This is a genomic window from Nocardia sp. NPDC059177 (assembly GCF_042755165.1).
In the GTDB taxonomy this organism is placed as follows: domain Bacteria; phylum Actinomycetota; class Actinomycetes; order Mycobacteriales; family Mycobacteriaceae; genus Nocardia.
The window spans coordinates 24,910-50,808 of record NZ_JBHZBX010000031.1; the positions used below are offsets into that span (position 1 = coordinate 24,910).

27 protein-coding genes and 2 pseudogenes are annotated in these 25,899 nt (G+C 68.1%); 10 read left to right on the forward strand and 19 right to left on the reverse strand.

The window, feature by feature from the left end:
* Window positions 1-50: 50 nt before the first annotated feature.
* Window positions 51-734 carry a phosphonatase-like hydrolase gene (locus tag ACFXK0_RS27110; protein ID WP_379413786.1) on the reverse strand — a complete coding sequence of 228 codons (684 nt, stop codon included), beginning with the start codon at window positions 732-734 and terminating at the stop codon, window positions 51-53.
* 8 nt (window positions 735-742) lie between these two features.
* Window positions 743-1,870 (reverse strand): TIGR03364 family FAD-dependent oxidoreductase, encoded by a 1,128-nt coding sequence (locus ACFXK0_RS27115; protein ID WP_379413787.1) that lies wholly within the window; start codon window positions 1,868-1,870, stop codon window positions 743-745.
* Between the two features lie 96 nt (window positions 1,871-1,966).
* Here ACFXK0_RS27115 and ACFXK0_RS27120 point away from each other — a divergent pair, with 96 nt between their 5' ends.
* On the forward strand, window positions 1,967-2,689 hold the full coding sequence (locus ACFXK0_RS27120) for a GntR family transcriptional regulator (protein ID WP_379413789.1): 723 nt from the start codon (window positions 1,967-1,969) through the stop codon (window positions 2,687-2,689).
* Between the two features lie 5 nt (window positions 2,690-2,694).
* Here ACFXK0_RS27120 and ACFXK0_RS27125 read toward each other — a convergent pair whose 3' ends face one another.
* Entirely contained in the window at window positions 2,695-3,054 is a 360-nt protein-coding gene (locus ACFXK0_RS27125) for a DUF4254 domain-containing protein (protein WP_379413791.1), read from the reverse strand.
* 302 nt (window positions 3,055-3,356) lie between these two features.
* Between ACFXK0_RS27125 and ACFXK0_RS27130 the strand changes: the two genes are divergently transcribed.
* The gene (locus tag ACFXK0_RS27130; RefSeq protein WP_379413792.1) at window positions 3,357-4,361 is read left to right on the forward strand and encodes a helix-turn-helix transcriptional regulator; all 1,005 of its coding nucleotides are present in this window, start codon (window positions 3,357-3,359) and stop codon (window positions 4,359-4,361) included.
* Here ACFXK0_RS27130 and ACFXK0_RS27135 read toward each other — a convergent pair whose 3' ends face one another.
* The 3 genes from ACFXK0_RS27135 to ACFXK0_RS27145 form a co-directional block, all read right to left on the reverse strand.
* Window positions 4,362-5,285 carry a thioesterase domain-containing protein gene (locus ACFXK0_RS27135; protein ID WP_379413794.1) on the reverse strand — a complete coding sequence of 308 codons (924 nt, stop codon included), beginning with the start codon at window positions 5,283-5,285 and terminating at the stop codon, window positions 4,362-4,364. It abuts the gene before it with no gap.
* Between the two features lie 56 nt (window positions 5,286-5,341).
* On the reverse strand, window positions 5,342-5,803 hold the full coding sequence (locus ACFXK0_RS27140; RefSeq protein ID WP_379413796.1) for a DUF4254 domain-containing protein: 462 nt from the start codon (window positions 5,801-5,803) through the stop codon (window positions 5,342-5,344).
* 198 nt (window positions 5,804-6,001) lie between these two features.
* Entirely contained in the window at window positions 6,002-7,348 is a 1,347-nt protein-coding gene (locus tag ACFXK0_RS27145) for a TIGR03118 family protein (protein ID WP_379413797.1), read from the reverse strand.
* A 114-nt stretch (window positions 7,349-7,462) separates the two neighbouring features.
* Between ACFXK0_RS27145 and ACFXK0_RS27150 the strand changes: the two genes are divergently transcribed.
* Together ACFXK0_RS27150 and ACFXK0_RS27155 are read left to right on the forward strand one after the other, a co-directional pair.
* Window positions 7,463-7,960 carry a peroxynitrite isomerase gene (locus tag ACFXK0_RS27150; RefSeq protein ID WP_379413799.1) on the forward strand — a complete coding sequence of 166 codons (498 nt, stop codon included), beginning with the start codon at window positions 7,463-7,465 and terminating at the stop codon, window positions 7,958-7,960.
* Window positions 7,961-8,229: 269 nt separating this feature from the next.
* Window positions 8,230-8,457, forward strand: coding sequence for a hypothetical protein (locus ACFXK0_RS27155; RefSeq protein WP_379413800.1), 228 nt, complete (start codon window positions 8,230-8,232; stop codon window positions 8,455-8,457).
* Here the strand turns inward: ACFXK0_RS27155 and ACFXK0_RS27160 are convergent.
* The 5 genes from ACFXK0_RS27160 to dxr all read right to left on the reverse strand — a co-directional run bounded on the left by ACFXK0_RS27160 (window position 8,451) and on the right by dxr (window position 14,949).
* Window positions 8,451-10,241 (reverse strand): penicillin-binding transpeptidase domain-containing protein, encoded by a 1,791-nt coding sequence (locus ACFXK0_RS27160; protein ID WP_379413802.1) that lies wholly within the window; start codon window positions 10,239-10,241, stop codon window positions 8,451-8,453. The genes ACFXK0_RS27155 and ACFXK0_RS27160 overlap by 7 nt on opposite strands.
* Before the next feature lie 62 nt (window positions 10,242-10,303).
* Window positions 10,304-11,167 carry a GNAT family N-acetyltransferase gene (locus ACFXK0_RS27165; RefSeq protein WP_379413804.1) on the reverse strand — a complete coding sequence of 288 codons (864 nt, stop codon included), beginning with the start codon at window positions 11,165-11,167 and terminating at the stop codon, window positions 10,304-10,306.
* A 75-nt stretch (window positions 11,168-11,242) separates the two neighbouring features.
* Entirely contained in the window at window positions 11,243-12,397 is a 1,155-nt protein-coding gene (gene ispG / locus ACFXK0_RS27170) for a flavodoxin-dependent (E)-4-hydroxy-3-methylbut-2-enyl-diphosphate synthase (protein ID WP_379413805.1), read from the reverse strand.
* Between the two features lie 121 nt (window positions 12,398-12,518).
* The gene (locus ACFXK0_RS27175; RefSeq protein WP_379413806.1) at window positions 12,519-13,718 is read right to left on the reverse strand and encodes a M50 family metallopeptidase; all 1,200 of its coding nucleotides are present in this window, start codon (window positions 13,716-13,718) and stop codon (window positions 12,519-12,521) included.
* Window positions 13,719-13,764: 46 nt separating this feature from the next.
* Complete coding sequence (gene dxr / locus ACFXK0_RS27180; protein ID WP_379413808.1) at window positions 13,765-14,949, reverse strand: 1-deoxy-D-xylulose-5-phosphate reductoisomerase; 1,185 nt, start codon at window positions 14,947-14,949, stop codon at window positions 13,765-13,767.
* Window positions 14,950-15,044: 95 nt separating this feature from the next.
* Here dxr and ACFXK0_RS27185 point away from each other — a divergent pair, with 95 nt between their 5' ends.
* On the forward strand, window positions 15,045-15,314 hold the full coding sequence (locus tag ACFXK0_RS27185) for a DUF2631 domain-containing protein (RefSeq protein WP_379413810.1): 270 nt from the start codon (window positions 15,045-15,047) through the stop codon (window positions 15,312-15,314).
* 67 nt (window positions 15,315-15,381) lie between these two features.
* Here the strand turns inward: ACFXK0_RS27185 and ACFXK0_RS27190 are convergent, their stop codons facing one another.
* From ACFXK0_RS27190 to ACFXK0_RS27205, 4 genes are all read right to left on the reverse strand, one after another.
* Window positions 15,382-16,335 (reverse strand): LysR family transcriptional regulator, encoded by a 954-nt coding sequence (locus ACFXK0_RS27190; RefSeq protein ID WP_379413811.1) that lies wholly within the window; start codon window positions 16,333-16,335, stop codon window positions 15,382-15,384.
* 43 nt (window positions 16,336-16,378) lie between these two features.
* Complete coding sequence (locus ACFXK0_RS27195; protein WP_379413813.1) at window positions 16,379-17,512, reverse strand: serine/threonine-protein kinase; 1,134 nt, start codon at window positions 17,510-17,512, stop codon at window positions 16,379-16,381.
* Between the two features lie 90 nt (window positions 17,513-17,602).
* Window positions 17,603-18,025, reverse strand: coding sequence for an uL11 family ribosomal protein (locus ACFXK0_RS27200; RefSeq protein ID WP_379413815.1), 423 nt, complete (start codon window positions 18,023-18,025; stop codon window positions 17,603-17,605).
* 101 nt (window positions 18,026-18,126) lie between these two features.
* Window positions 18,127-18,525: a hypothetical protein gene (locus tag ACFXK0_RS27205; RefSeq protein ID WP_379413816.1), complete on the reverse strand. Its 399-nt coding sequence runs from the start codon at window positions 18,523-18,525 to the stop codon at window positions 18,127-18,129.
* Between the two features lie 434 nt (window positions 18,526-18,959).
* Between ACFXK0_RS27205 and ACFXK0_RS27210 the strand changes: the two genes are divergently transcribed.
* A complete protein-coding gene (locus ACFXK0_RS27210; protein ID WP_379413818.1) occupies window positions 18,960-19,253 on the forward strand; it encodes a prevent-host-death protein in 294 nt (97 codons plus the stop codon).
* Window positions 19,250-19,678 carry a type II toxin-antitoxin system VapC family toxin gene (locus tag ACFXK0_RS27215; RefSeq protein WP_379413820.1) on the forward strand — a complete coding sequence of 143 codons (429 nt, stop codon included), beginning with the start codon at window positions 19,250-19,252 and terminating at the stop codon, window positions 19,676-19,678. The genes ACFXK0_RS27210 and ACFXK0_RS27215 overlap by 4 nt, the downstream gene beginning before the upstream one ends.
* Window positions 19,679-19,696: 18 nt before the next feature.
* Here ACFXK0_RS27215 and ACFXK0_RS27220 read toward each other — a convergent pair.
* Window positions 19,697-19,927: pseudogene (locus ACFXK0_RS27220) on the reverse strand (23S rRNA (adenine(2503)-C(2))-methyltransferase RlmN); the annotation flags it as partial.
* A 119-nt stretch (window positions 19,928-20,046) separates the two neighbouring features.
* On the opposite strand from ACFXK0_RS27220, the gene ACFXK0_RS27225 reads away from it, so the two are divergent.
* Window positions 20,047-20,502: a VOC family protein gene (locus tag ACFXK0_RS27225; RefSeq protein WP_379413821.1), complete on the forward strand. Its 456-nt coding sequence runs from the start codon at window positions 20,047-20,049 to the stop codon at window positions 20,500-20,502.
* A gap of 848 nt (window positions 20,503-21,350) precedes the next feature.
* On the opposite strand, the pseudogene ACFXK0_RS27230 reads toward ACFXK0_RS27225, so the two are convergent.
* Window positions 21,351-21,918 (reverse strand): annotated as a pseudogene (locus tag ACFXK0_RS27230) (radical SAM protein); the annotation flags it as partial.
* Window positions 21,919-22,019: 101 nt separating this feature from the next.
* On the opposite strand from ACFXK0_RS27230, the gene ACFXK0_RS27235 reads away from it, so the two are divergent.
* Complete coding sequence (locus ACFXK0_RS27235) at window positions 22,020-22,346, forward strand: hypothetical protein (RefSeq protein ID WP_379413822.1); 327 nt, start codon at window positions 22,020-22,022, stop codon at window positions 22,344-22,346.
* Window positions 22,347-22,399: 53 nt separating this feature from the next.
* Here the strand turns inward: ACFXK0_RS27235 and ACFXK0_RS27240 are convergent, their stop codons facing one another.
* On the reverse strand, window positions 22,400-23,956 hold the full coding sequence (locus ACFXK0_RS27240; protein WP_379413824.1) for an ISKra4 family transposase: 1,557 nt from the start codon (window positions 23,954-23,956) through the stop codon (window positions 22,400-22,402).
* A 324-nt stretch (window positions 23,957-24,280) separates the two neighbouring features.
* On the opposite strand from ACFXK0_RS27240, the gene ACFXK0_RS27245 reads away from it, so the two are divergent.
* Window positions 24,281-25,000 (forward strand): transposase family protein, encoded by a 720-nt coding sequence (locus ACFXK0_RS27245; RefSeq protein WP_379413825.1) that lies wholly within the window; start codon window positions 24,281-24,283, stop codon window positions 24,998-25,000.
* Here the strand turns inward: ACFXK0_RS27245 and ACFXK0_RS27250 are convergent.
* Window positions 24,942-25,697, reverse strand: a complete 756-nt coding sequence (locus tag ACFXK0_RS27250; protein ID WP_379413827.1) for a transposase family protein — start codon at window positions 25,695-25,697, stop codon at window positions 24,942-24,944. The two genes, ACFXK0_RS27245 and ACFXK0_RS27250, sit on opposite strands and share 59 nt — an antisense overlap.
* Window positions 25,698-25,899 lie beyond the last annotated feature (202 nt).

The window sequence follows — 25,899 nt, forward strand, 5'->3', positions numbered from 1 at the left end:
GATGACAACAACTTTCGGTATCGGGGGGTGGAGCATCGGGCGGATCGGGGTCAGTCGCCCAGTACCAGCGCGGGGAAGTCGGTGACCGAGGCCAGGACGTGGGTGGCGCCGGCCGCGCGCAGCTGCGTTTCGGTGTGCGCGCCGGTCAGCGTGCCCGCGACGATCCCGGCGCCCGCGGCGAGACCGGTCTCGATGTCGCTGGTGGTGTCGCCCAGCACGGCGATGCGCCCGACGGCGTCGGCGCCGAGGCGCAGTGCGGCGGTGAGCACCAGGTCGGGATAGGGGCGGCCGCGGCCGGCGTCCGAGGGGGCCAGGGTGAGGTCGGCGAGATCGTCCCAGCCCAGCGCGGAGAGGAGCTTGTCCTGGGTGCCGCGGCTGAATCCGGTGGTCAGCGCGACCTGCACACCCGCGTCCCGCAGCGCGGTGATCGCCTCGACGGCACCGGGAATCGGCGCGATGTCGGCCTCTTCGATCAGGGTGTCATAGGCGGTTTCGAAGGCGAGGTTGGCTGCGTGGGCCGCGTCCTCGTCGCCGAGCAGCGCGCGGAACACCGCGATCTTGGACTGCCCCATGGTGTCGACGACATAGCGGCGGGCCTGCTCGCGCCGCGGGCCGTCGGTCTCGATCCCGGCGGCGGTGGCGGCCTGTTCGAAGGCGCGCAGCACCAGTCCGCCGTCGGCGACGGTGGTGCCTGCCATATCGAGCACGGCCAGCTGAATCCGGTTGTCCGGCATGGTGTTCCTCACAGTCCTATCTGATCGGCGGTCTGTTCGCCGATGGCGGGGCCCAGGGTCATGCCGCGCCCGCCGGGGCCGGTGACGACCCAGACGTTGGTGTCGGCGCGCACCCGGGTGACGATGGCGCCGGGATCGACGCTCTGGCTGTAGACACCGGCCCAGCGCCGCACGATCGGCGGCAGCGGGCGGCCAAGCAGCGCCTCGGTGACTTCGGTGAGGTGCTCGTAGGGCGCCTCGTCGACGTCGAAGGCGAACGGCTCGGTGTATTCGTGGGTGTCGCCGATGGTGAGTCCGCCGTGCAACCGCTGCACGCACAGCAGCTGCATCTTGTTGGTGGCCGCGGTCGCGGTCTGCGACTGCTCGGCGGTCAGCGCATCCACCTGCGGGCCGGCGAAACCCGGGTAGTAGCGGAAGCTGTCGCCGTCGGCGACGGCGGTGGTCAGCGGCTCGCCGAGCGGGGCGGTCTGCATCATCTGCAACCGCACCCGGCGCACCGGCAGCTCGCCGGCGAGCTCTCTGGTGAGCCCGGAATGCGCGGCGCCGGGGCAGTGCACGACCAGGTCGGCCTCGTGGCGGCGGCCGTGATCGTCGACGACGACCGCGCCGGAACCGGTGTCGCGCACCGTCCGCGCCTCGGTGCCCTCGTGGAAGGTGTAGCGCCCGGTCGCGGCCATATGGGAGCGCAGCGCGGGCAGCGCCTGGCGCGATTCCACCGCGGCGTCGGCCGAACAGTGCAGTCCGGCGAGGTAGTCGCCGCGCAGGGCGGGGTTGATCGCGCGCACCTGTTCGGGGTCGAGCAGGGTGAAGCCGCGGGCCGCCGCAGTGGGGCCTGCGGCGGCGGCTTCGGCGACCGCGAGCTCGACGGGCGTGCGGACCAGCGTGATCGAACCGGCGGGCCGGAAGCCGACGCCGGCGACCCGGCCGCCGATCTCCTCCCACAGTTCCCGCGACCGCAGGGTCAGCGCCAGTTCGCCCGCCGACCGCCCGGAGACCCAGACCAGACCGAAGTTGCGGACGGTCGCGCCGCGCGCCTCCCGTTCACGTTCGAGCTGAACGACGGTGTGTCCGCGGGTGATCGCGGCCAAGGCGTGCGCCGTGCCGAGTATCCCGCCACCGATGATGACCAATCGCATGCCGTCGATAGTGGCAAATGGTCTAGACCGATAGGTGTGTACTGCGGGAACGCTGGGTTAACTTTTGGTATAGACCAATCCGGGTACGCTGGACGCATGGATGCCCCGCTCAGCACCCGCGTACCGAAGGCGTTCCTGGTCCGCACCGAAATCGACGCCATCCTGGCCGATCTCGCCGAAGGCGATCCGGTGCCGTCGGAACGCGATCTCGCCACCCGCTTCGGCGTCGCGCGCGAGACCGTCCGCCAGGCACTGCGAGAGCTGCTGGTGGAGGGCAGGATTCGCCGCAAGGGGCGGGGCACGGTTGTCTCGCGCCCCAAGCTCACCCAGCCGTTGTCACTGCGCTCCTACACCGAGGGCGCGATCAGCCTCGGCCGCACCCCCGGCCGTATCCTGGTCGCCTGGGAGGACATCGCCGCCGACGCGGCCACCGCGGCCGACCTGGGGCTCGAACCAGACACCGAGGTGATGCACCTGGAACGGATCCTTCTGGCCGACGGCGAACGCATCGGCCTGGAGAGCACCTACCTGCCACTGCACCGATTCGCCCGCCTGCGTGGCAGTTACGACCCGACGACCTCGCTGTATGCGGCGATCCGCGCGACCGGCATCGAACTCGCCGGCGCACGCGAACGCATCGAGACCGTGCTCGCCGCGCCGAGGGAGGCGAGCCTGCTGGAGTGCACCACCGCGTTGCCGATGCTGTTGCTGCACCGGCGCAGTGTCGACGCCTGCGGCGCACCGATCGAACGGGTGCGCTCGCTCTACCGTGGCGACCGGATCTCCTTCGAAGCGAGACTGTCGCCGGAGCGCGGTTAGCCTGCCTACTGCTCGGGCAGCCTGCGCCTGCCACCGGTCACATCGGTGACCAAGTCGGTGTAGCCGTCGACCAGCTCGGCCAGGTGATACCAGTGCTTATGCGTGTTGTCGCTGCGCGCGCCGTCGAGGTCGATGGCCTGATTGGCATCCACCCAGCTGCGCGCCATCCGGTCGACGACGGCACCGAGGCTCTCGGTGTGCAGCGATGCGCCGTTGCGGTGCAACGGGATCTCGGACACGATCCAGTCGTTGATGTCGTCGACGAGTTCACTTCGACGGCAATCGATTTCCGCGATCAGCGCGGCGTCACGCACCTGTGCCCGCCGCTCGTGCAGTTCGGCCAGCGCATGCGCCGAACGCAACAATTCGCGATCTTGAAAGCGCCGACCCTGGAATGCGCACAACAATTGTGGCGCAGTCGGCAGTACCCCCATCACCGGCGCGCTCATCGCAACGCCCCGAATTCACCCGACACCCAAGATTTGTCTACCAACATGATTGGCTCTCGATTCGGTTATCCCGGTCTTCTGTTCGGATTGCTCGCAACCAGGCTAACTGGATCATGCTCGCTCACAAGCGGAAACGCAAGATTGCGTTGTCACTCCTGCGGTAAAGCCACCCTGACAGAACCCCGGGTCACATCCGCAGTGCCACACCGGCTTCCGGCGTGTCGTTCGCGGTGCTCACCACCATGGATCCGGCTACGGCGCCCCATCTTCATCGATCGCGTGACATCGCGCGCTCGCAGCGCAATAATGCGATTCACCAAGCGCGCCACAGGCGAAGGGGAACCATGGCAGGCAAGCGCACGACACTGACGGTCAGGCTACGCAGGCTCGCCGCGATGCTGCGCGAGTTGCGCGAAAGCGCAGGCCTCAGCAAAGAAGACGTCAGCGCACGTACCGGCATCAACGTGACCACGCTGTATCGCATCGAAATGGCGCAGGCCAGGCCGCAACGGCGCACGTTGAGCGCGATGCTCGACCTGTATCAGGTCAACGACAAAGTCCGCGAAGAAGCGCTGAATCTGCTCTCCGACGCACTCAAACCGGGGATGTCACACGCCTACGAGGGCGCGCTGTCCGATGTCTATGCCACTTACATCAATTTCGAGGCGGAGGCGCTGTCGGCCAGGCAGTACCAGACATCGACGGTGCCCGGCCTGCTGCAGACCTTCGAGTACGCCGCCGCCGTCATCGACACCTCGATGCCCCGCCTCGACGCGGCGGTCATGGAGAGCAGGGCACGCGCCAGGATGGACCGGGCGGTCAACGTGACCAAGGACGACCCGCTCGAGCTGTGGGTCGTGATGGACGAAGCCACGATCCGCAGAGTCGTCGGCGGGCCTGCGACCATGGTCGGCCAGCTCGACCGCCTGCTCGAGGAAACCAAGCGCAAAAACGTGATCCTGCAGGTGCTTCCGTTCGACGCGGGCGCCCATCCCGGGATGGCCGGCTCGTTCACACTGCTCGACTTCCGCGATCCGGTCGACCCCGAACTGGTCTACGTGGAGAGCATGTCGGTGCACGATCTCGTCGAAGGGCATTCCGAGATCCGGCGTTTCGGCGTCATCTTCGATCAGCTGCGCGCCATGGCGCTGAGCCCGCGCGATTCGGCGGCGCTCATCGCGAAGGCGCGCGACGAGATCGCCGCGACGATTCCGCCCGACTGATCAGCGGCTGGTCGACGCCGTGATGGTCGCGGTGTCGAGCGCGCCGACGATCTCGGCGACGATCTCCGGCGCGGTGAGCTCGCCCGGCTCGACGTCGAACACGAGGCCGGTCACCGGCCCGGTCACATAGGGTCGCCAATGACGCACGGCGGCAGCGGGATCCGGTCGATCGGTACCGTCGCGGTCACGTCCGGCCACGCAGACGGTGAGCTCACCGGGCAGCACCGACGGCCGATGACCGGCCACCATGCGCAGCGCACCATGACTCGCCGCGGCGAGCCGGTCCAGGTCGGTGCCATCGAGTTCGACGGTGCCCGCCAGCGCGGCCACGACATCGGCCGCCGCCGCGTCGGCGGACAGTGCCCTGGTGTCGGTGCCGACGCCGAGCAGGTCAGCGACCTGGTGTACGTACTCCCCCGCCGACCACGCGGCGGGCAGGCCGGCTGTGCGCGCGGCCGGATCGGTGTCGAGCAGCACGACCCGGACCGGTTCACCGGCAGCGCGCAGCGTCACGGCGATCTCGTGCGCCACGAAGCCGCCGGCCGACCAGCCGAGCAGCTGATACGGCCCGTGCGGAGCGATCCGGCGGATCTCGGCCACATAGCGGGCGGCGGCCTCGCGCACCGTGCGCGGGGCCGTGGCGCCCGTCAGCGCCTGCAGACCGTAGATCGGGGTGCGCGGATCCAGCGCGGTGACCAGGTCGGCGTAATGCCACGCCAGGCCCGCTTCACCGGCCAGGCAGAACAGCGGGGCGCCGTCCACCTCCCGCCCGCGCGGCCGGATCGGCAGTACCGGCGCCAGCGCCGCCGACGTGGCGCGCGGCTCGTCGAAGCCCGTGCCGGGCAGACAGGCATCGGGCCGGGCGGGCGACCATGCGCAGGCCGGTGCCCGCGCGGTGCCGTTCGGATCGTCGTGAAAGCCCACGCCAAATGATACGTCGTACGAAACCGCCGCCACCCCACTATTTCCAGGGGCGGCGATCAGTAGGTGTGCGCGGGCAGGCTGCGTACACCGGCCCAGAGATCCTCGACCAGGCGCTGGTAGCTGTCGGCGAGGTCGTCGAGCCGGACCCACTCGTCGGAGCAGACCGGCTCGGCCGCACCGGCCAGTGCGACGAAGGCCTTGCTGCAGTGTCTGGCCAATCTGTCCACCAGACCGCCGAGGGTCTCGCTGTGCTCGTCGGCTGCGGCGGGCGGCACCGGCGCGGCCAGGATGACCCAACGGTCGATCGCCCGCATCAGCTGGGCGCGGCGGCGATCGATCCCGGCGGACTCGCTCGCCGGGGTCCGCTCGCGCACCTGGTGCAGGACGGCCAGCTCGCCTGCCGCGTCCAGGATCGGGTGATCGTCGTGGGGCAGCCCGCGAAACGCCGCGAGCAGCACCTCACGGCCGGGCAGCATCGTCGGGCAGGCCGAGCGCCGCACAGGATGCGAAACCTTCATCTGGCACACCTCCGGATCGGGCACGACACCCGGGGTGCGGGTGCCATCGCGTGCGGCAGAACGCGGCGGGCGCCGCGCGGTCGCGCGGGCCCGGCAATCATCCCGCCACCCACTGTCCCCGAAAACGGCGCCCGGCGGAAGAATTGGCATACCGGACATTCGAATTGTCCGCTCCCGCCGCCGGTGCACCGCGGTCGGCTACTGCACCCGCAAGCTGCCGAACAGGCCTTCCTTCTCCTGCGCGCGGCCCGCGGTGAAGTAGAGCGCGCCGGCGTCGCCCAGGCTCTCGCCGTTGCCGAACATCAGCGCGGACAGACCGGCGATCTCGACCGGCTCGCCCGCGCCGTCACGCAGGTAGTCCACAAAGGTGCCGGTGGTGTCGTCGTAGGCGAGGACGCGACCGAGGCCACCGGAATTGCCGACGAGCAGCTTGCCCGACAGCGCACCGAAGTTCGACGGCGCGATCGCCACCCCCCACGGCGCGTTGAGCCTGCCGCCGTCGTCGATGATGCGCACCAGCTTGCCCGCCGCGTCGAACTCGGCGACCTTGCCCCGATCCGGGGTGCCGCCCGCCGACTCCTCGGCCGCGGCGTCGAGCGCGGCTTCGGCGCCCTTGTCGAAGGACTCGGGATCCTCGGCATCCGGTGTGGTGATCGCGTACGACACGAACACCCGGCCGTCAGCGGTGGTGATGTTGAACGGCGCCGGATCGCCCGGCACCGCCTTCTTGCCCTTCTCCGGCGAGGAGGGGTCGATCAGCTCGCCGGTGGCGAAGGGGTTGGCGAAGCCGGTGGTGGCGACCGGCTGCCAGAACTTGTCGAAGGTGCGGATCTGCGGCTCGGTGCCGAAGTCGGCGGCCAGCAGCTTGTCTCCCGCAGGCGAGATCGCCAGGCCGGCGAAGGTCATGCCCTGCGCCGACCCGTCGAACACCTGGTTCGCGCCGCCGTCGCGGCGGATGATCGCGCCGTCGGGCGCCCGCTCGGTCCAGGCCGCGATCTTGCCCGAATCGGTGGCGACGATGTATCGCGCGGAACCGGTCAGCGGCACCGGCATGCCGTCGAGGTCGACCCACTGATCGCGCACGACGAACACATCCGAGTCGATCGGCGCAGGGTTGAAGACCACGCCGGTGGTCTTGCCGATGCTCTTGTCGGTGGTGTCGGCGTCGGCGCCGGGAATACCGACGGACTTCAGCTGGTCCTGACTCAGCTTCTGCAGCTTCGGATCCGACGCGGCGTGCACGTCACCGAGGAACTGGTAGGTCTTGCCGCCCGCGCCGACCCAGAAATGCCCGCCCGCGCCCTTGGGCCGGTTGGCCAGGCCCCTGGCGTCGACCAGCTCCGGAATCGTGAACTGGGCGTGATAGGAGTCCTTGCCCGCGGCCAGGTTGGTCTGGCTGTAGCGGTTGCCCTCCAGCGCGGTCACCTCACCGGTGCTCGCCTCGGAGCTCGAGCACGCCGTCGCGACCAGGAGCACCGCACCGAACACAGCACTACGTACCAGTCCGGACCGCGCCCCGCGGGCACCCGTCACATGTCCGTTCACGTTCCATCCTTTCGACCTGCGCCGGACGGCGTTCAGGCGTGGCTGACCTTAGCCTGACCGGCGCTTCGGCGTGGGCGTGACCGCCACTGCGAGTGCAGGTCTAGGCTGTCGCCCGTGGTCGAACCCTCCGCTTCCGTCGCCCCGCATCCCGCTGTCACCGCGCTGGCCCCGCTGCTGGGCACCTGGCGCGGACGCGGCCACGGCGAGTATCCGACGATCGAGGAGTTCGACTACCTCGAGGAAGTCACCTTCGGTCACCTCGGCAGGCCGTTCCTGACCTACAGTCAGCGCACCAGGGCCGCCGACGACGGCAGGCCCCTGCACGCCGAGACCGGCTACCTGCGCAGCCCGGCGCCCGGCAAGGTCGAGCTGATCCTCGCGCACCCCACCGGGATCACCGAGATCTGCGAGGGCACGGTCACCGAAACGGTCGACGGAATTCGGCTCGAATTGAACTCCACGATTATCGGCCGGAGCACCACAGCGAAATCGGTGACCGCGCTCGGACGCTCTTTCCACGTGACCGGGGACACCATCGACTACACGCTGCGGATGGCCGCTGTCGGCGAATCCCTGCAGCATCATCTGGCCGCGACTCTGCAACGCGCGTGACGGCCGTCGAATTCGATAATTTACCCACACAGCCACGCTGAGCTGCTGATTCGCCGCAGCGTTTCCGATAATTCATCTTTTCATAACGGTCGGGTACCGGTTGTGTTCGAACACGCCCGCACATAAAGCAACAATTGTGTGTCGCTTGCTCTCGGCGCCTGTTGCCGCTGTTCTGCCCGTTCTACGGTGCTGGGACCAGTAAAAGTCGGAGACCTTGAAGGGCTGCCCCGGAAGAGCACGTTCGAAACCCTGCACGAGGGAGACGAAGCATGAGGCGTTCCACCTTGATCTTGACCACTGCGGGAATGATTCTCGGCGGCGCTGCCGCCATCGACCTGCTCGACAACGCCGGCATCGAAGCCGCGCCGCAGCCCGTCGCGGGGTATCAGGTCCTGCACAACACCGCGACCGCGCACAACGAGAGCACATCGCTCGCGGTAGTGCGTGGCCTGCTGGCCACCGAGCACACCGCGGCGACCACGCTGTCGGGTCAGTAGCCCGGCGGCAGGGCGGCGAACATGTCCCGGGTTACGGCGACCGCGTTGTCGGAACTGCCACCCTTGACCAGCAGCGTCGCGAACGCGATGTCGCCGCGATACCCGATGAACCACGAGTGTGAGCCGCCCTCGACCTCGGCTTCACCGGTCTTGCCGTACACCTCGCCCTGATCCCTGATCCGCTCGGCGGTGCCGCCGGTGACCACCAGGCGCATCATCTCGCGCAGCCCATCGATCACCTCCGGCGCGATGGCGGGCCGGTCGCCGGTGATCTCGGTGGGCCTGCCCGCGATCAGATACGGCACCGGCACCGAGCCGTGCGCCACCGTCGCCGCCATGATGGCCATGCCGAACGGGCTGACCACCACCCGGCCCTGCCCGATCCCGTCCTCGGCCCGCTGGACAATGTCCTCGGAGTGCGGCACCGAACCCGATACCGTCGGCAGGCCGGCCACCACGTAGTCCTGCCCGATACCGAGCCGCGCCGCCGCCTCGGTGAGGTCGTCGCCGTCGAGGCGGCTGGCCAGCCGGGCGAAGGTGGTGTTGCAGGAGCGCTCGTAGGCGACGGCCATCGGCACCTCGCCCACGGTGAACAGGTTGTAGTTGGGAATGGTGCGCTCGCCGATGGTCGTCCGGCTCGGGCACGGCAGCACCGTGTCGGGCGTGGCCAGGCCCTTGGCCATCGCGGCCGAGGCGGTCACGGTCTTGAAGATCGAACCGGGCGGGTACTGGCCGCTGGTGGCCACCGGGCCGTCCCGGTCGGCGGCCTTGTTCTGGGCCACCGCGAGGATCGCGCCGGTCGAGGGCCGCAGCACCACCATCATGGCCTGCTCGGTGCGCAGATCGACCGCGCGCTGGGCGGAGTTCTGCACGAACCGATCGATGCTGAGCGCGAACGACGGCGCGGGCTGGGCCGGAACCTCGTGCAGCACACCGAGATCGGCACCGTTGGCATTGCGGGTGATCACGCTCCAGCCCGCCTTCCCGTCGACCTCGGCGATCACCGTCTTACGGACCTGGGTGAGCAGGTCGGGCGCGAACTTGCGGTCGGTGGGCACCATGTCCCACTCCTGGGTCATGGTGACCCCGGGCAAGCCGATCAACCGCGCGCCGATGGTCTCGGCCTCGTGCTCGTCGAGCAGGATGACGGTGTAGGGGCCGTCGGCCTTGCGGGCGGCGGTGAGAATGGCGTGCGGGGTGTAGGCGACCGGGTCGATACTGCTCAGCGCCGCGGCCAGCGCGCCGGCGACGCGATCCGGTTCGGGGGCATCGGCGAGGGTGAACCGCACCCGCGACACCGTGCCCGGCACCAGCACATCGCTGCCGGCCGACTCGTTGACCCGCGCGCGTGGCGCGGGCGAGGTCCGCAGCGCCAGCGACTGGGTGTCACCCAGGCGCGGGTGGATGTCGGTGGAGGTCCAGCGGACCAGCCAGCGGCCGCCGCTGCGCCCCATCTGCAGTTCGCCGGAGTAGCTCCACTGCCTGCCCTTGGGCAGGGTCCACTCGTAGGTGTAGTCGACGGTGGCGGTGTCGCCGCTGACGTGCGCGTCACCGGTGCGGATCCGCAATTCCTCCGCCTGTAGCGCGTCCCACGCCGAAGTCAGTGCCGCCGTGGCTTTCTCGGGCGCGGTGGTGAGATCGGCGGCCGCGGCGAGATCGTGCTCGGCGAAGGCCGCGGCGAAGGCGTCGGCGGCGGGCACCGGCCCCTGCGGGCCCGACGAGCAGGCGGTCGCCGCCACCGCGAGGGCGGCCACCGCGTACAGGGTGAGCATCCGTGTCCTCATCAGCACCGATGGTAGCGGCGACCGGGCAGCAAACCCCGGAAGACACCGCGGGGCACAGCAGTTCAGTCGACCAGCACGGTGGCGAAGGTGGCGATCTGCCGGAAACCCACACGGCTGTAAGCCCGTCGGGCCACCTGGTTGTAGTCGTTGACGTAGAGGCTCGCCGTACGTCCGGTCGCGACAACGGCATTCGCGACGGTCGCGGTGCCCGCGGTACCGACTCCGGTCCCCCGGATGTCCGGATGCACCCACACACCCTGGATCTGGCCGGTACGGCGCGACAGCGAGCCGATCTCGGCCTTGTAGACGACGACGCCGTCCTCGAAACGTGCCCAGGCCCTGCCCGATTCGATCAGGCTCTGGATCCGCCGCCGGTAGCCACGGCCACCGTCGCCCGCACGCGGGTCGACCCCGACCTCCTCGATGAACATGGCGATGGCCGCGGTCAGATAGCGGTCGATCTCGTCGGGACGCACCCGGCGCACTCCCCCGTCGGCCCTGGCCACCGCGGGCTGAGCGAGTGCGAGCAGCGGCTGGTCGGGGCGCAATTCCCTGGCCGGCCCCCACTCGGGCAGCAGCAGTTCCCACAGCGGTAGCGCGAGTTCCTGCCTGCCGACCACCGAGGAGCACACCCGCGGCCAGCGGACCGCACGGTCGGCGAACGCGCGGATGGCGTGGCGGTCACCGCGCAGCGGCACCAGGTTCGCACCGGAGAAGCACAGCGAGTCGGCGGGGCCGCCGCGGCTCCACAGCTCACCGGCGCCCGAACGCGCGTCGAGCCCGAATTCCTGGACCCGCGCCGCGATCATGCACGAGGCGACCGGGTCGGCATCGAGCACACGGAGTACTTCGCCCAGGTCCCGGACCGATACCGGGCGCGCGGGGGCGGTTTTGGACCGTCGCGTCGGCTCCAGCAGACTCCGCACGGCACCAGCCTGCCACGAAAGCGGCCACAGCGGTACGGGTCCGCCGAATCCGACGCGCGACCGTGAGTCGGGGGCTCAGCCTGCCGTGACCACCGGCGCCGCGCCCGGCTGCTCGCCCATCTCCTCGGCGATGCGCATCGCCTCCTCGATCAGCGTCTCCACGATCTGGGCTTCCGGCACGGTCTTGATGACCTCGCCCTTGACGAAGATCTGGCCCTTGCCGTTACCCGAGGCCACGCCGAGGTCGGCTTCGCGGGCCTCACCCGGGCCGTTCACCACACAGCCCATCACCGCGACCCGCAGCGGGACCTCGAGCCCGTCCAGGCCGGCGGCGACGGCATCGGCCAGGGTGTAGACGTCGACCTGGGCGCGGCCGCACGACGGGCAGGAGACGATCTCGAGCTTGCGCGGACGCAGGTTCAGCGACTGCAGGATCTGCCCGCCGACCTTGACCTCCTCGGCGGGTGGCGCCGAGAGGGAGACCCGAATGGTGTCGCCGATGCCCTCGCTGAGCAGCGCGCCGAAGGCCACCGCGGACTTGATCGTGCCCTGGAAGGCCGGGCCCGCCTCGGTGACGCCGAGGTGCAGCGGGTAGTCGCTCTGCGCGGCCAGCTGACGGTAGGCCTCGACCATGATCACCGGGTCGTTGTGCTTGACCGAGATCTTGATGTCGCCGAACCCGTGATCCTCGAACAGGCTGGCTTCCCACAGCGCCGACTCGACGAGCGCCTCCGGGGTGGCCTTGCCGTACTTCTCCAGCATCCGCTTGTCCAGCGACCCGGCGTTGACACCGATCCGGATCGGGATCCCCGCGGCGCCCGCGGCCTTGGCCACCTCGCCGACGCGGCCGTCGAACTCCTTGATGTTGCCCGGGTTCACCCGGACCGCGGCGCAGCCCGCGTCGATCGCGGCGAAGATGTAGCGGGGCTGGAAGTGTATGTCGGCGATCACCGGGATCTGCGACTTCCTGGCGATGGTGGCCAGGGCGTCGGCGTCCTCCTGGCGCGGACACGCCACCCGGACGATGTCGCAGCCCGACGCGGTGAGCGCGGCGATCTGCTGCAGGGTCGCGTTGATGTCGTGGGTCTTGGTGGTGGTCATCGACTGCACCGAGATCGGTGAGTCACTGCCCACGCCGACCGAGCCCACCCGCAGCTGACGGGTCTTGCGCCGGGGTGCGAGAACAGCAGCGGGAGCGGCGGGCATCCCCAATCCGATGGTGCTGGTCACGGTCGGCTGCCTTCTTTCGTACGTTTCTCGGATGGACCGGGTCTCTTGCGGCCGAGTTTAGTCGCGCAGGGTGACCCGGCGCCCTGTGAGGGGCGCGACAGCACCCGCCCGCGCAGTACCGTCACGGACCGAGGGTGATCGGGTTGACGATGTCGGCGGCCAAGGTCAGCACCATGAACGCACCGCCGATCACCACCACCACATAGGTCACCGGGAGCAGCTTCAGATAGTCGACCGGACCGGCAGGGGCCTTGCCGCGCAGGCCGCGCAGGGTGTCGCGGATCTTCTCGTAGATCACCACCGCGATGTGCCCGCCGTCCAGCGGCAGCAGCGGCAGCAGGTTGAACGCGCCGAGGAAGAAGTTCAGGCTGGCCAGCACCAGGATGAACATGCCCCACAGGCCACGCTCGGCGGTCTCGCCACCGATGCGGCTGGCGCCGTAGACGCTGACCGGGGTCTCCGGGTCGCGTTCGCCACCGGTGACCGCCTCCCACAGCGCCGACACCTTCTGCGGCATCTTGGCCAGCGATTTCACCGTCTCGAGGAAGAAGTCGCCGGTGAACGAAACGGTCGCCGGGATCGCCGCGAGCACACCGTATTGCTGCGGCTCGGCGAAGTCGGGGCCGACACCGACCGCGCCGACCTCACGGGCCGGGCCCTCCTTGGGCGAGCGCAGCACCCGCTCCGGGGTGACCGGGACGATCAGGGTCTGCCCGTCGCGCTCGATCGTGTAGGTGAAGGGACCGTTCTGCTTCTGGGTCTCGGCCTGGAACTGCGCCCAGGTGCTCACCTCGACGTCGTTGACGGCCTTGACCACGTCACCACGCTGCAGGCCGGCTCGCTGGGCCGGGCCGTCGCCGGTGCACGGCGCCAGAGTGTTCTCGGGAGTCTCGTCGGCGACACAGCTCATCGTGCCCAGCGCGGTGGCCGGTGGCTGCTCGAGCTGCGGCAGGCCCCAGCCGACCGCCAGCACCACCAGCAGCAGGAACCCGAGCAGGAAGTTCATCGCGATGCCGCCGAACATCACCACCAGGCGCTTCCAGGTCGACTGGCGATACATCGCCCGGTCGACCTCTTCGGGCTCGAGCTCGTCGAGCGCGGTCATGCCCGCGATATCGCAGAACCCGCCCAGCGGCAGTGCCTTGAGCCCGTATTCGGTCTCACCGCGCCGGAAGGAGAAGATCTTCGGCCCGAATCCGATGAAGTATCGGCGCACCTTCATACCGGTGGCCTGCGCGGCCCACATGTGCCCGCACTCGTGCAGCGCGATCGAGATCGTGATACCGAGGGCGAACAGTGCGAACCCCAGCGCGAATACCATCTGGCTCCTGTTTCATCGGTGGCTGGTGCCGCCGTCGTCGGCGTCGCTATCCGGACGCGATGACGTTCGCGGCGTACTCCCGTGCCCAGCGGTCGGCCGCGAGGACGTCGTCCAGGGTATCGGGTTCGGCGTGCCATCGGTCGGCGGCCTCCACCGCGCGTGTGACGGTGCCGACGATCGCGGGGAAGGTGATCGCGCCGTCGAGGAAGGCCTGCACCGCGACCTCGTTGGCCGCGTTGTAGACCGCGGTGACGCTGCCGCCCGCCTCCCCGGCCTGCCTGGCCAGCCGCACCGCGGGGAACACCGCGTCGTCGACGGGCTCGAAGGTCCAGGTGGACGCGGTGCCGAAATCGCAGGCGGGGGCCGCGCCGGGCACCCGGTCGGGCCAGCCCAGCGCCAGCGCGATCGGCAGTCGCATGTCCGGCGGGCTGGCCTGGGCCAGGGTGGAGCCGTCGACGAAGGTGACCATCGAGTGCACGATCGACTGCGGGTGCACGGTGACGTCGATGCGGTCGTAGGGAATGCCGAAGAGCAGATGTGTCTCGATCAGTTCCAGGCCCTTGTTCACCAGCGAGGCCGAGTTGAGCGTGTTCATCGGGCCCATCGACCAGGTCGGGTGGTTCTTGGCCTCGGCCGGGTTCACCGATTCGAGCATCTCGGTGGTCCAGCCGCGGAACGGGCCGCCCGAGGCGGTGAGCACCAGCCGGTCCACCTCCGCGGCCCGGCCGCCGCGCAGGCACTGCGCCAGCGCGGAGTGCTCGGAGTCCACCGGCACGATCTGGCCGGGTGCGGCCGCCCGCGTCACCAGCGAACCGCCGGCCACCAGGGATTCCTTGTTGGCCAGCGCGAGCCGGGTGCCTGCTTCCAGAGTCGCCAGGGTGGGTTCCAGCCCGAGCGAGCCGACGAGGGCGTTGAGAACGACGTCGGCCTCGGTGCGGCGGACCAGTTCGGTGACCGCATCCGGGCCACCGAGGTCGAGGTCGAGCGCCTGGGCGGCGGCCGGATCGGCGACGGCGACATTGCGGGTGCCGGTGGCGGCCATCTGCGCGGCGAGCAGGGCGGTGTTGCCGCCGCGCGCGGCCAGACCGACCACCTCGAAGCGGTCGGGGTTGGCGGCGATCACCTCGAGCGCCTGGGTGCCGATCGAGCCGGTACTGCCCAGGAGCAGCACCTTCACCGGATCGGTGGACGTGGAGTTCTCGCGCGCGGCACGCGTTGCTGGGTGGGACACGGGCCCATTGTGGCAGGGCTGCTGGCTACGACGGACGGTCGTATGCCACGATATGCCTACTCGCCCAACCAGAACTCGAGCCCTAAGGAGCGATCGTGGCAGCCACGGACCTCGAATCAGCCAGCACCGAGCGCCCCGCCGCCACCAGCGTCGACCCCGCCGAGGTGCCCTCGGCCGCGTGGGGCTGGAGCGGTGAGTCGCGCAAGACCTTCCGCATCGCGGCCTGGGTCGTCATCGTCGCCCTGCTCGGCATGACGATCGGCAACCACCAGGGTCACGTCGAGGACATCTTCCTCATCGGCCTGGCCGGTCTGATGGCGGCCATCCTGGTCGTCGACTCGCTGACCCGCCGCCTGCCGAGGTAACTCCCCGGCACCGAGAACATCGCGCCCGCGGCCGCACCTCCTTGTGCGCCGCGGGCGTTTTCGTGTGTCAGCGGCCGCGTCGCGCGCCCGGCTTGCGGCCACTGCCCTGCCGCGGCTGCTGCTTGGCGGCCTGCTTCTTCGGGGTGGATTTGCGCGCCGGTGCCTGCGCGCGCCGCTGCGGTTCGGCCGCGCCACGCGAACTGTTCGCCGAACGCCCGCGCACGATGCCGACGAATTCCTCGAGCAGGTCGCTGTCGGTGCCCGCGGGCCAGGCCAGCGCGATCTCGGTGAACGCGGTGTCGCTGATCGGCCGGTACACCAGGTCGCGGCGGTGGTGCAGCCGGGCGATGGACTGCGGCACGACCGTGGCGCCGCCGACCGCGGCGACCAGGGCGAGGGTGTCGGCGGCCTGATCGAGGTCGGCGCCGTCCTGGATGGTTTCCGCGGCCAGGTCGGCCGGGCTGATCGTGTCCAGCAGCGAGAGTGCGTCGTCCTTCTGGACCACCGCGACCGGAGTCTCCTGCCACAGCGGAATGGCGTGCAGCGCGGTGCGCTCGATCGGCAGCCGGACGAAGCACAGATCGACGCGCCCCTCCCGCAGCGCCGTCTCCTGCGCACGCTGGGCGACGCCGACGACTTCGAGTGGGTGTTCCGGCAGCCGGTCACTCCAGATCCGCGCCCACTTCGACACGGTCACCCCCGGCACGAAACCGACCCGCAGACTCGCGGGCGCCGCCGGCTTCTGTTCCCGTTCGGCCTGTTCCCGCGCACGGATCAGCTCCCTGGCGTGGGCGAGCAGCGCGGCGCCGTCCGCGGACAGGGTGGTCGGCGAGACGCCCGGTTCGAAGACCCGGGTGCCGAGTTCGCGCTCCAGCTCGATGACGGTGGCACTCAGTGCCTGCCGGGAGATCCGCAGAGCCTTGGCGGCCCGCGCGAAATGCAGTTCCTCGGCGACGGCGACGAAGCGACGCAGCCGGGCGAGGTCGATGGAGTCGGCGGCGGTGACGTCGAAGTCGCTCATTCTGACCAGACTATGGCACCGGGCGAGCCGGCCCGCGAGGCGCTCAGAACACCAGCGCGACCATGGCGATGAGCGCACCGAACACCACGACCACGAGCAGATACACCCCGAGCGTCGAGCCCCAGTTGCTGCGCGCCGGTGGCACCTGCCGCACGGGCGCCTGTGGCCCCCAGGCCGGCGGCATCATCGCCGGACCCGGCGGTTGTTGCGGCGGTCGCGCCATCGGCGGCGCCGCGACCGGGAACGGCGCGGCCGGGGTGCCGCTCACCGGACGCATCGGCTGCATGCCGACGAACGGCTGCGCGTGCGCACCCGAGTGCTGTCCCGCGATCGGCCGGGCGCCGGTGGTCGGGGTCCGCAGGGCGCGCTGGGCGGCGTCGACGAATTCCTCACAGGAGCCGAAGCGCTCCGCCGGTCGTTTGGCGAGCGCGCGGGCCATCACCGCGTCCAGCACCGGCGGCAGACCGGCGCGGCGCGGGCTGACCGGCGGCGGTGGCGACTGGAGGTGGCCGGTGATCACCGCGGCCGGGCTGGTCGACTCGTAGGGCGCCGAGCCGGTCAGCAGCGTGTAGAGCGTGCAGGCCAGCGAGTACTGATCGGCCCGGTGGTCGAGCGGGACGCCGGTGAGCTGCTCGGGGGCCGCGTAGGCGAGGGTGGCGGTGAACGAGCCGGTCTCGGTGAGGTGGCCGGAGTCGTCACGCAGGCGGGCGATGCCGAAGTCGGTGAGATACACCCGCTCCTGGCTGTTGGACCGCGCCAGCAGGATATTGGCCGGTTTCACATCGCGGTGCAGCACCCCGGCGCGGTGCGCGTAGTCCAGGGCGGCGGCGGTCTCGCCGATGATCTGCAGTGCCCGGTCCGGCGGCAGGGTGGCGGGGTTGAGCGTGGACGCGTCGACCCCGTCGATGTACTGCATGCTGATCCACAGCTGGTTGTCCTCGACGCCGCGATCGAAGACGGTCACGATGTTGGGGTGATCGAGCTGGGCGACCAGGTCGGCTTCCCGCTCGAACCTGGCCCTGATCTCCTTGTCGGAGAACAGCTCCTGATTCAGCAATTTCAGCGCCGTCCACCGGGGCAGGCGTGGATGCCTGGCCAGATACACCGACCCCATCCCGCCGCGCCCGAGCTGCCGGTCGATGGTGTATCCGGCGAATACCGTCCCGTCAGAAACCACTCTGACCCCCGAATCTGGCTCGTCGTCCGACGCGCTGGACCCTACCAAACACAGTGTCCAGCCGGTCGGGGCCGCGTCGGATTCCAGCGATCACTCCGCCACCCGCACCCCCATCGACCGCGCCGTCCCCGCCACGATCCGCATCGCGGCCTCCACATCGGTGGTGTTGAGATCCGGCAGCTTGCGTAGCGCGATGCGACGCAACTGCTCGCGGGTGAGCGCACCGACCGGCGCGTGCCCGGGTTGCGATGAGCCGGGTGTGCCGAGCGCGGCCCGGATCAGTGACGCCGTGGGCGGTGTCTTGAGCCGCATGGTCCAGCGTTTGCGGGCATCGATGGTGATGACGGCGGGGATGATCTCCCCGCGCCGATCCGCCGTCGCCGCGTCGTAGCGGCGTTTGACCTCGAACGGTGGGATGCCGGTGGGACCGAGCATCTTGCCGAGGATCATCAGGGAGGCGTTACCCGCCTCGAGTTCGAGAGTGACTGTGACAGAGGCTGTTCCGCGCGCCATAGTCAACGATCTCGGACCCACGCCTCGATCCGGTCCCGCGACGATAACGCCTGGGCCGCAACATGATCGGCGAGCCCGAACGGCAGCAGCGCGTGCCGGTCTCAGCCGGGCAGGGCGACCGTGGTGAAACGAAACAGGTCGACCGACCCGCTCGGCCCGGTCATCACCCCCAGCAGTCCCTGGCAGGTGTGCTCGTCGTAGAAGAAGATGCCGGTGCTCCCCCCGAAAACCCGAATTCCGTGCCAGAACTGGAGCTCCGGAAGATGCACAGTCGGCTGCGGTCCCCGTGGGCGACTCCACTTGCGACTGTCCGCGATGCGCTCGATCGCCGCATCGATCAGTGGACTCTCGGCGGGCCCTCCGGCGTTCAGGAAATCCGGTTTCATCGCCAACTCGTCGTGGAAGTAGCCCCACGGAACAACGAAATCCTTTGCTGTTCTCAGCAACTCCCGCAGGCGGACGACTCGATCGCGCAGGACGATAGGAGCTTCGGCAACCATAGCGCTACCCTTCGATTGTTCGATCGACATCATGTCGGCAGACGGCGGCCGCCAACGTCTCCGACCAGCTGTGTACCCCCTGCCAGGCACAGTGCCCGGCGTCGGATGACTACGCCGGGGAACCTCACGCCACCCGAGCCCGAGTCATACAGTTCACTTATAACAGATCTACATATCCGAGGCCCACCGATCGAACGAGCCGTCCCATCGATGCCCGATGCCCCGAAAGCCCCTGCCTCGCATGCGCCGTCATCCCCGACAACGGCGGTGAACTCAGCACAGGCACTGACCAGCACATATGCACATGGAAGCATTCTTCGAGCCTTGGCTGCATCGGTTGGCCAAACGTCGATATCTGATAGTCGAGCGCGCGCAGCTCGGGTTCGAACGCGTAACCCGAGCGGTAGCGTGCCACAGTGTGGTACGGTGTGGGTATGTCAGGCTCTCAGGTGCCGCAGCCGACCGAGGTCAGCGTGCGTCAGTTCGTCAACGACTCCGGTGCCGTTACCCGGGGCCTGCGGGAAGGTAGGCAATATGTCCTCACCATCAATGGCGAGCCGCTGGCCGAAGTAAGGCCCATCAGACGGCGGCGCTTCGTACCGACCGGTCAGGCCCAAGCGATGTTCGCCGCTGCGCCCGCACTCGACTATGACGCGCTGCGAGCAGACCTGGACACGGCCATAGACGACGAACTCTCCGGCGACCCACTCGAAGGAACTGAGCTGTGACTCGTCAAGCCAGGGGCGTTCTCGACACCGGTATCGTCGCGGCCTTCTCGCTGTTCGACCCGGCCGAGCTTCCCGTCGAGTCCGCCATCACCGCGGTCACCTTGGGCGAGCTCTCACGTGGGCCATACGCCACCGACGATCCAGGCAGGCGCGCCCGCCGGATCGCCGTACTACAACACGCCGAAGCCACCTTCGGCGACGCGCTCCCCTACGACAGCGAAGCCGCACGACTGTTCGGGTTGATCTGCGCCTCGGTCTACGCGATAGGCCGACAACCGCGTCGACGGACGGCCGACCTCATGATCGCCGCGACCGCAGCGCGAAACGGACTTCCGCTGTACACCACCAATCCCAAAGATTTCGATGGCATCGAGTCCCACGTCACGATCATCCCGGTCACCCGTCCAGAGGGAGCTACCGGCTGACCGTTTCCACGATTGAACTCAACCTTCGGCTGCCAGCTGACCACACGCCGCGGCGATCTCCTGGCCCCGCGTATCCCGCACAGTGCACGACACACCCTGCGCGACCACCCGCCGAACAAACTCCCGCTCAACCGGTTTCGGACTCGCATCCCATTCGCTACCAGGGGTGGGATTGACGGGGATCAGGTTCACATGCACCAACGGCCCAAGCGCCTTGTGCAGCTTCTTGCCCATCTCGCTGGCGAACCAATCGTGTGCAGCGCGGCCGATGCTGTCTCGACATTCCAGCACTGCGCCGAGATGGACGCGTTGGTGCTCGGACCGATGCTCGTCGAACGTCCGCATGCTCCGGCCAACGGGACCAGCTGATGACTGACCGGGAATCCGCCGAGGCCGCTGGAATTACTGATCAGCTTGCTAGCCTGGCCGACATGGCGATCTCGCGGAGCTTTGTGAACATCTGCAGTGACCAACTCCCGACAACGCGCGACTTCTATGTAGACCTATTCGGCTTCCAGGTCGACTACGACAGCGATTGGTTCGTCCAGCTCACTGACAAGGGCTCCGAAGCAACCATCGGTATCATGGCCCGCGATCACGAGCTGGTACCCGAACCGTTCAGAGGGCAAGCCACCGGCTCCTACATCACCATCGTCGTCGACGACGTGGAACCGGTCTTCGCCCGAGCCAAGAGTCTCGGCGTCCCCATCGTCGAAGAGCCCCGGGATCTGTTCTACGGCCAGCGGCGCATGCTGGTTACCGATCCCAACGGTGCGCTCATCGACGTGTCCAGCCCGACCGCCCCACCTCCCACCGGTCTCTGAGATGTCCGCCCAGGAGCTTGTTCAGGAGACGATTGGGGGCCGGACCGCACCCCCGCGGTGCGACGAACACATATCCCTCCGGCAGACGATAAAAGGCATCCACGACGCCGTGGAAGATCTTCAGCATTTCGGGGAATGCGTCCGACAAGGTGAGTGATCCGTCGTAGTGCTTGGCTTGGAAGCAGTCCCATGCGTCTTCAAGGCCGCGGTCGGTTTGAACGCGGCGACGTCAACTCCCCGGTCTCCGGAGCCTCCGAGCTGCTTGATTTGTCGATACGAGGTGGCGACTCCGGTTGCCCAGTCGGTGATGAAGACTTCCCATTCATCGGGCGAATAGAAGTAGATGCGGTGGGCCGGAGGCACTGGCGATCCGGGGAGTGCCGGGGCTGGGGAGCCGGACACGACCGGGACAAGAAGGTCGATGAGTTCGGGGGCACCGCTGCTTGCGTTCGGCTGGGCCGCCAAGGACACGCGGGCACCTCCTGGTTCCGTGTCGTCTCGACCAAATAGTCCGATGAGACGACGAGGATCCGCTAACAACCGGCCTCCAGCGGTCCGAGCGGAGCTCGGCGCGGTTCGTTTCCCATGCGTGTCGGCGGGGAGCCAACGGCGTCGGACTCGGGCGGTTACACCCGCGATGAACTGCTGGTGGCCGGCGGGTGGCCGTCGAGTTCGACGACTTGGCCAGCCGCGACCCGCCACCTACCTCCTAGGCCTCGCCAGCAGCCCCACAACCTCGCGATACAGTTGGCGGAACCCGACCGACACGAAACACACTCCCCGCCATCGAAGAATCTATCCAGATCTACCGAGAGATGAGCGGTCAGCGGCCCAGGCTGCTGCCGATATCAGCCCTCTGCTGCGAGCTGCCCACACGCCGCCGCGATCTCCTGTCCACGCGTGTCGCGGACCGTACACGTCACGCCTGCGCCCGAACACGACGCACGAACTCGTCCTGCACAGGCTTCGGGCTCGCATCCCACTCACTACCCGGAGTCGGATTCAACGGAATCAAATTCACCTGCACCAACGGCCCCAACGCCTTACGCAGCTTCTTACCGAGCATGTCCGCCCGCCAACCCTGGTCGTTGACATCACGGATCAACGCGTACTCGATCGACACCCGACGACCTGACTTATCCGCGTAATACCGTGCCGCGTCCAGGACTTCGGCCACCGACCAACGGTTGTTCATCGGTACCAAGGTTCGCGCAGTTCGTCGTCGGGGGTGTGCAGCGACACCGCCAGCCGCACCGACATGTCCTCGTCAGCCAGCTTGCGGATCGCCGGTGCCAGACCGACGGTCGACACGGTCACCGAACGTTGCGAGATCCCGAGCCCGTCGGGGGCGGGCGCGGTGATCCGGCGGACCGCGTTGACCACCCGCTTGTAGTTGGCAAGCGGCTCACCCATGCCTCCCGTTTTACAAGCGCTCTGACCAGCCGCATCCCTGCTCAACAGCCTTCGCGCACGGTAGGCTTATGCGAACGGCCGACTGACAAGACGAGGAGCAGGCAATGCCAGACAGGAAGTACAGCAAGCCTGTCGTGGTCCCGGAGAATCTGCGGCTTCTCGAGGGCCCTACCAGCGGGATCGTGCACCTTCCCAGTCATCTCGATTGGTCGGGTAATGCCGACTACGACCTGGACCGGCCAGGTCGAATCGTTGATCTCTACCGCGCGGTCATCAACGAGGCCATGAGTCCCAGCGATCTTCACACCTTTCTCAATCAAGCGGTGCTCAAACAACTTTGGTCATACATCTGGCTTCCCGCGGCAACCCGGCGCGTATGGGAAGTCAACTTCCCTGAACTTGCTGAACTCAGCCGCCTGGCGTCGGCGTAGACGCGTGGAACCGCGCCATCGTCGACGGGTGCAGCTCGCCTGGAGTGACCGGTTCAACTGGCCAGTTCGTAGTCGCTGCGTGATTGCTGGTAGCGGTCGAGGTGGTTGCGTCGGTGTTCCTGCCGCAGGTGAAACCGCCAGTATTCGTCGAAGTCACCGTTGCTGTGCAGGGCACGTAACCGCAAGACCGCTTCAGCGCCGGCCAGGCCCCAGCGGGCTCCGGTGATGTCGAGTCGGTCTTTCACGATGTAGCGGCAGGCGCCTTCGATGACACCGGTCGCGATCGGCCAGCCCGCGGCCAATGCTTCGTCGTAGCGCAGGTAGCCGGCCTTGTTGGTGAGATAGGTAGCGGCCTGGTCAGCGCCTTTGCGTTCATGGTCGGCGTAGTACCGCGACGCGCGGCGGCGGATACCGGCGGCGACCGAACGGGCTTGTCCCGCCAAGACTTTCGATAGTTTGTCGCTGACCCAGTCCTGGGCATCGGGATCGGCGGGGGTGAAGAACGTCCACGCCGCTTTCCAGATGTATTCGGTGACGTGGACGAAGTCGATGACGATTCCGACGTCGATGCCGCGACGCTGCGCTTCGGTGGTGATCGCCTCGATCTGGGTGTTGTTGCCGTCGACGAGCGCGACCCAGCTCCGCTGGTGGGTCGGGTCGCGGCGTTCGGCTTCATCGAACATGGTCGCGATCACGGCGGGGATGTTGGCGGTGATCGAGGCGGTCATCCATTTATGTGCGGCGCGTGGATGTTTCGACTCGCCATCGGTGGCCCGCACCTCACCTCTGCTGCTGCTGCTGGTGCTGGTGCTGGTGCTGGTGCTGGTGCTGATGTCAGCGGGAGTACGTGGCCGGGGTTCCAGGTCGTAGACGCAGGCGAGTTCGGCCATGCGTTTACGGCCGGTCTTCTCCCCGGGAGAGGTGCGTTTCGACAGGCGCGGACCACTCGCTGCGGCGGCTTTCGCGGTGGCTGGGCGTAGCGCTTCGGGCCGCATGACCACGCCCTTTCCGTCGCTGGTCAGGATCAGTAGCTTGTCCGGGTCGCTGGTCGGGTCGTGGTGGCGGCCGGTGTAGAAGGCGGGGATGTCGATGGCGGCGGCGACGGTGATGTCGGCGATCTGGCGTTTCCCGACCCGGACCCCGGTCGCTCGTTTCACCCCGGCCTGAGCCGATTCGAACGAGCCGCGCGGTGTTTCGGTCGCGATCAGTCGACGCAGCCCGTGGGAATGAGTACCGGTCGGGGTGTTCCAGTGCGCGTCGGCGGGATGCAAGTTCGAGGCTCCTGGTGCCCGGTAGGCGATTCTGGTGGCGGTGACCGGACCGAAAACCGTTGTCAGCGTGGTGGCGTGGCCGGGCTCGACACGGTTGTGGGTGACGCCGGTCGTGTCGGTGACCGCGCTGCGGCGTTGTTCACGGCAGGCGCGCAGGTCGGCGCGGTCTTGGAACAGTTGCCGCATCAGCGTGCGTCCTCGTTCGCTGAGGAGGTCTTCGAGCTCGTCGTGGGTCAGACCGTCGGTGGCGGGCGCGGTCAACTCGGCTTCGAGGTCGGCGAACAACTGGCGCGACCTACCGAACGTGCCGGAAGTGGCCGCGTCTGGGTATCCTGGCATCCGGGCTCTTTCTTGTGGCTGTGGTGTCAACAACCAGCAACCTACGAGGGAGAGCCCTTCTACTTCAAATCTGTGCGAGCGCAGTGAGATTCAGTGCACTCCATGTCAGCAACCGATCGCTGATCGGTTGCTGCAAGTCACTCCAGCGGAGCCACACCCGACTGATATCCCGTTCGAGTAGAAGCGATTACATTGAGCCCTTTTCATCCTGCCGCTGAACGGTGTTGCCCCGCAGCGTGATTGACGCCGCCCCAGCGTGCGGACTGGCGAAGCCCCTGGTAAGAGAGCTGATTACCACGTCCGCTCGTCTACCAGAGGCTTCCCTTGTTGTTCTACCGTGCCGCACTGCCGTTGTCATCTTCGACCCTGCACTTCGTCGCCGCGGTGATCCGCCGCCACCGACGCGAGATCGGGTCACGTTGGCGGGCACTCGATCCGGGCCAACAAGCGATGCTTGTGCTGGTTTACCTGCGCAAAGGTGAACCATTCACTGATCTCGCGGCCGGGTTCGAGGTTTCCACGAGCACCGCCTGGCGCTACGTCGAGGAAACGACCACGTTGTTGGCCGCTCAGGCGCCGGGGTTGAGGTCGGCGTTGCGCAGGGCCAAAGCTGCTGGTCACAGCTATCTGATCCTCGATGGCACCGTGATCGCGATCGACCGAGTCGCCGCGGGTCGACCGTTCTACTCCGGCAAACATCGTCTCCACGGGATGAACGTGCAGGTCCTGGCCTCGCCCGAGGGCGAGATCGTGTGGCTCTCACCAGCTTTACCCGGCAGCGTTCACGACAGCAAAGCCGCCTGGATCTGGCAGATCGTGACCGAGTTGGTCATGGGCGGCTGGATCACGCTGGCGGACAAGGGTTACCAAGGCATCGCCGGAGTCCTCACCCCGTACAAGGGCCGCAACAAGCCCGCTTCCCAGAAGCAGGCCAACCGCGCCCACGCGCGGCTGCGCGGCCGCGGAGAACGAGCGTTCGCCCAGCTCAAGGTATGGAAGATCCTGCGGAAGCTGCGTTGCTGCCCGGACAAGACCACCCGATAGGCCAAGGCGATCGCCGTTCTCCAAGACCGCGAGCGCGTAGCAGCGCGTTGTAGGTGCGGTTGTCCGCGTCCAAGGCCCGGCCGTCGGCAGGTTGCTTGATGGGAGTGTGCACGCCGATACCGGCGCCGTCGTAACCGCCGTCGGCCAAGGTCGGAAGGTCCAGTTGTGAGGCCGCCCAATACAATTGGCCGAGGACGTGTTCTCGGGCGGCGACGAGGTCGTGCACCGAGCCGGGTTCGACGTCGGAGACCCACAACGGCAATCCCGATGGTGCGGACAGGGCTTGGATGTTGCCGCCCTGTGTGTGGGCTTTGCCGGAGTACCAGAGGTCGATCTGTTCGCCTTTCACGCTGGTGGTCTTCTCGCTGATGCGGTCCGCGTCGAACACCTTCCCGTCCAGGACCAGGTGGGTGAGCCCTTCGGTGTGGGCGCGGAGCAGCACTTCGTGCAGGTCGGGGGCTTGGTCGCCGAGCACGGCGACGCCTTCTTCGTGATACCGGTAGGAGGTGGCGCGGCTGATGCCGAAGCCGGCCCCGAGCACGGCGATGTCGTCGTGTTTGCGGAACCACGCCACCAGGAACAATGCCTGTTTCCAGCAGGTCAGCGCTCGGCTGCCGCGGCGCGTGCGGCGGGCCCGTCGTTCGACGGCCAGCAGCCGGGACACGTAGTCCACCAGTTCCCGGGGGACGTCGAGCATGGCAGGATAAGCGATCACGTGGAGTCCTCATGGTGGAGCCGGGCTTGTGGTGAGTACCGCTCTACCGGGACTCCACGTCCATGTCCAGCACCCAATCAGCGGGTCTCCCGGAGTTTGTCAAGGTGAATGAGTCCAGCGGGAGTTATGCGGCGGTCTGAGCTCGGTCCTCCTCGATAGGCGGGTTGATCGATGCCGCGGTCGG

Bases quoted from the DNA above. Each gene is read 5' to 3' on its own strand.
- ACFXK0_RS27200 (WP_379413815.1), bottom strand. From the start codon at position 18,025: ATGGCGCGCGGAACAGCCTCTGTCACAGTCACTCTCGAACTCGAGGCG.
- ACFXK0_RS27115 (WP_379413787.1), bottom strand. From the start codon at position 1,870: ATGCGATTGGTCATCATCGGTGGCGGGATACTCGGCACGGCGCACGCC.
- ACFXK0_RS27240 (WP_379413824.1), bottom strand. From the start codon at position 23,956: ATGCCAGGATACCCAGACGCGGCCACTTCCGGCACGTTCGGTAGGTCG.
- ACFXK0_RS27225 (WP_379413821.1), top strand. From the start codon at position 20,047: ATGACTGACCGGGAATCCGCCGAGGCCGCTGGAATTACTGATCAGCTT.
- ACFXK0_RS27155 (WP_379413800.1), top strand. From the start codon at position 8,230: ATGAGGCGTTCCACCTTGATCTTGACCACTGCGGGAATGATTCTCGGC.
- ACFXK0_RS27175 (WP_379413806.1), bottom strand. From the start codon at position 13,718: ATGGTATTCGCGCTGGGGTTCGCACTGTTCGCCCTCGGTATCACGATC.
- ACFXK0_RS27205 (WP_379413816.1), bottom strand. From the start codon at position 18,525: ATGGTTGCCGAAGCTCCTATCGTCCTGCGCGATCGAGTCGTCCGCCTG.
- ACFXK0_RS27140 (WP_379413796.1), bottom strand. From the start codon at position 5,803: ATGAAGGTTTCGCATCCTGTGCGGCGCTCGGCCTGCCCGACGATGCTG.
- ACFXK0_RS27190 (WP_379413811.1), bottom strand. From the start codon at position 16,335: ATGAGCGACTTCGACGTCACCGCCGCCGACTCCATCGACCTCGCCCGG.
- ACFXK0_RS27120 (WP_379413789.1), top strand. From the start codon at position 1,967: ATGGATGCCCCGCTCAGCACCCGCGTACCGAAGGCGTTCCTGGTCCGC.
- ACFXK0_RS27210 (WP_379413818.1), top strand. From the start codon at position 18,960: ATGTCAGGCTCTCAGGTGCCGCAGCCGACCGAGGTCAGCGTGCGTCAG.
- ACFXK0_RS27110 (WP_379413786.1), bottom strand. From the start codon at position 734: ATGCCGGACAACCGGATTCAGCTGGCCGTGCTCGATATGGCAGGCACC.
- ACFXK0_RS27160 (WP_379413802.1), bottom strand. From the start codon at position 10,241: ATGAGGACACGGATGCTCACCCTGTACGCGGTGGCCGCCCTCGCGGTG.
- ACFXK0_RS27235 (WP_379413822.1), top strand. From the start codon at position 22,020: ATGCCAGACAGGAAGTACAGCAAGCCTGTCGTGGTCCCGGAGAATCTG.
- ACFXK0_RS27250 (WP_379413827.1), bottom strand. From the start codon at position 25,697: ATGCTCGACGTCCCCCGGGAACTGGTGGACTACGTGTCCCGGCTGCTG.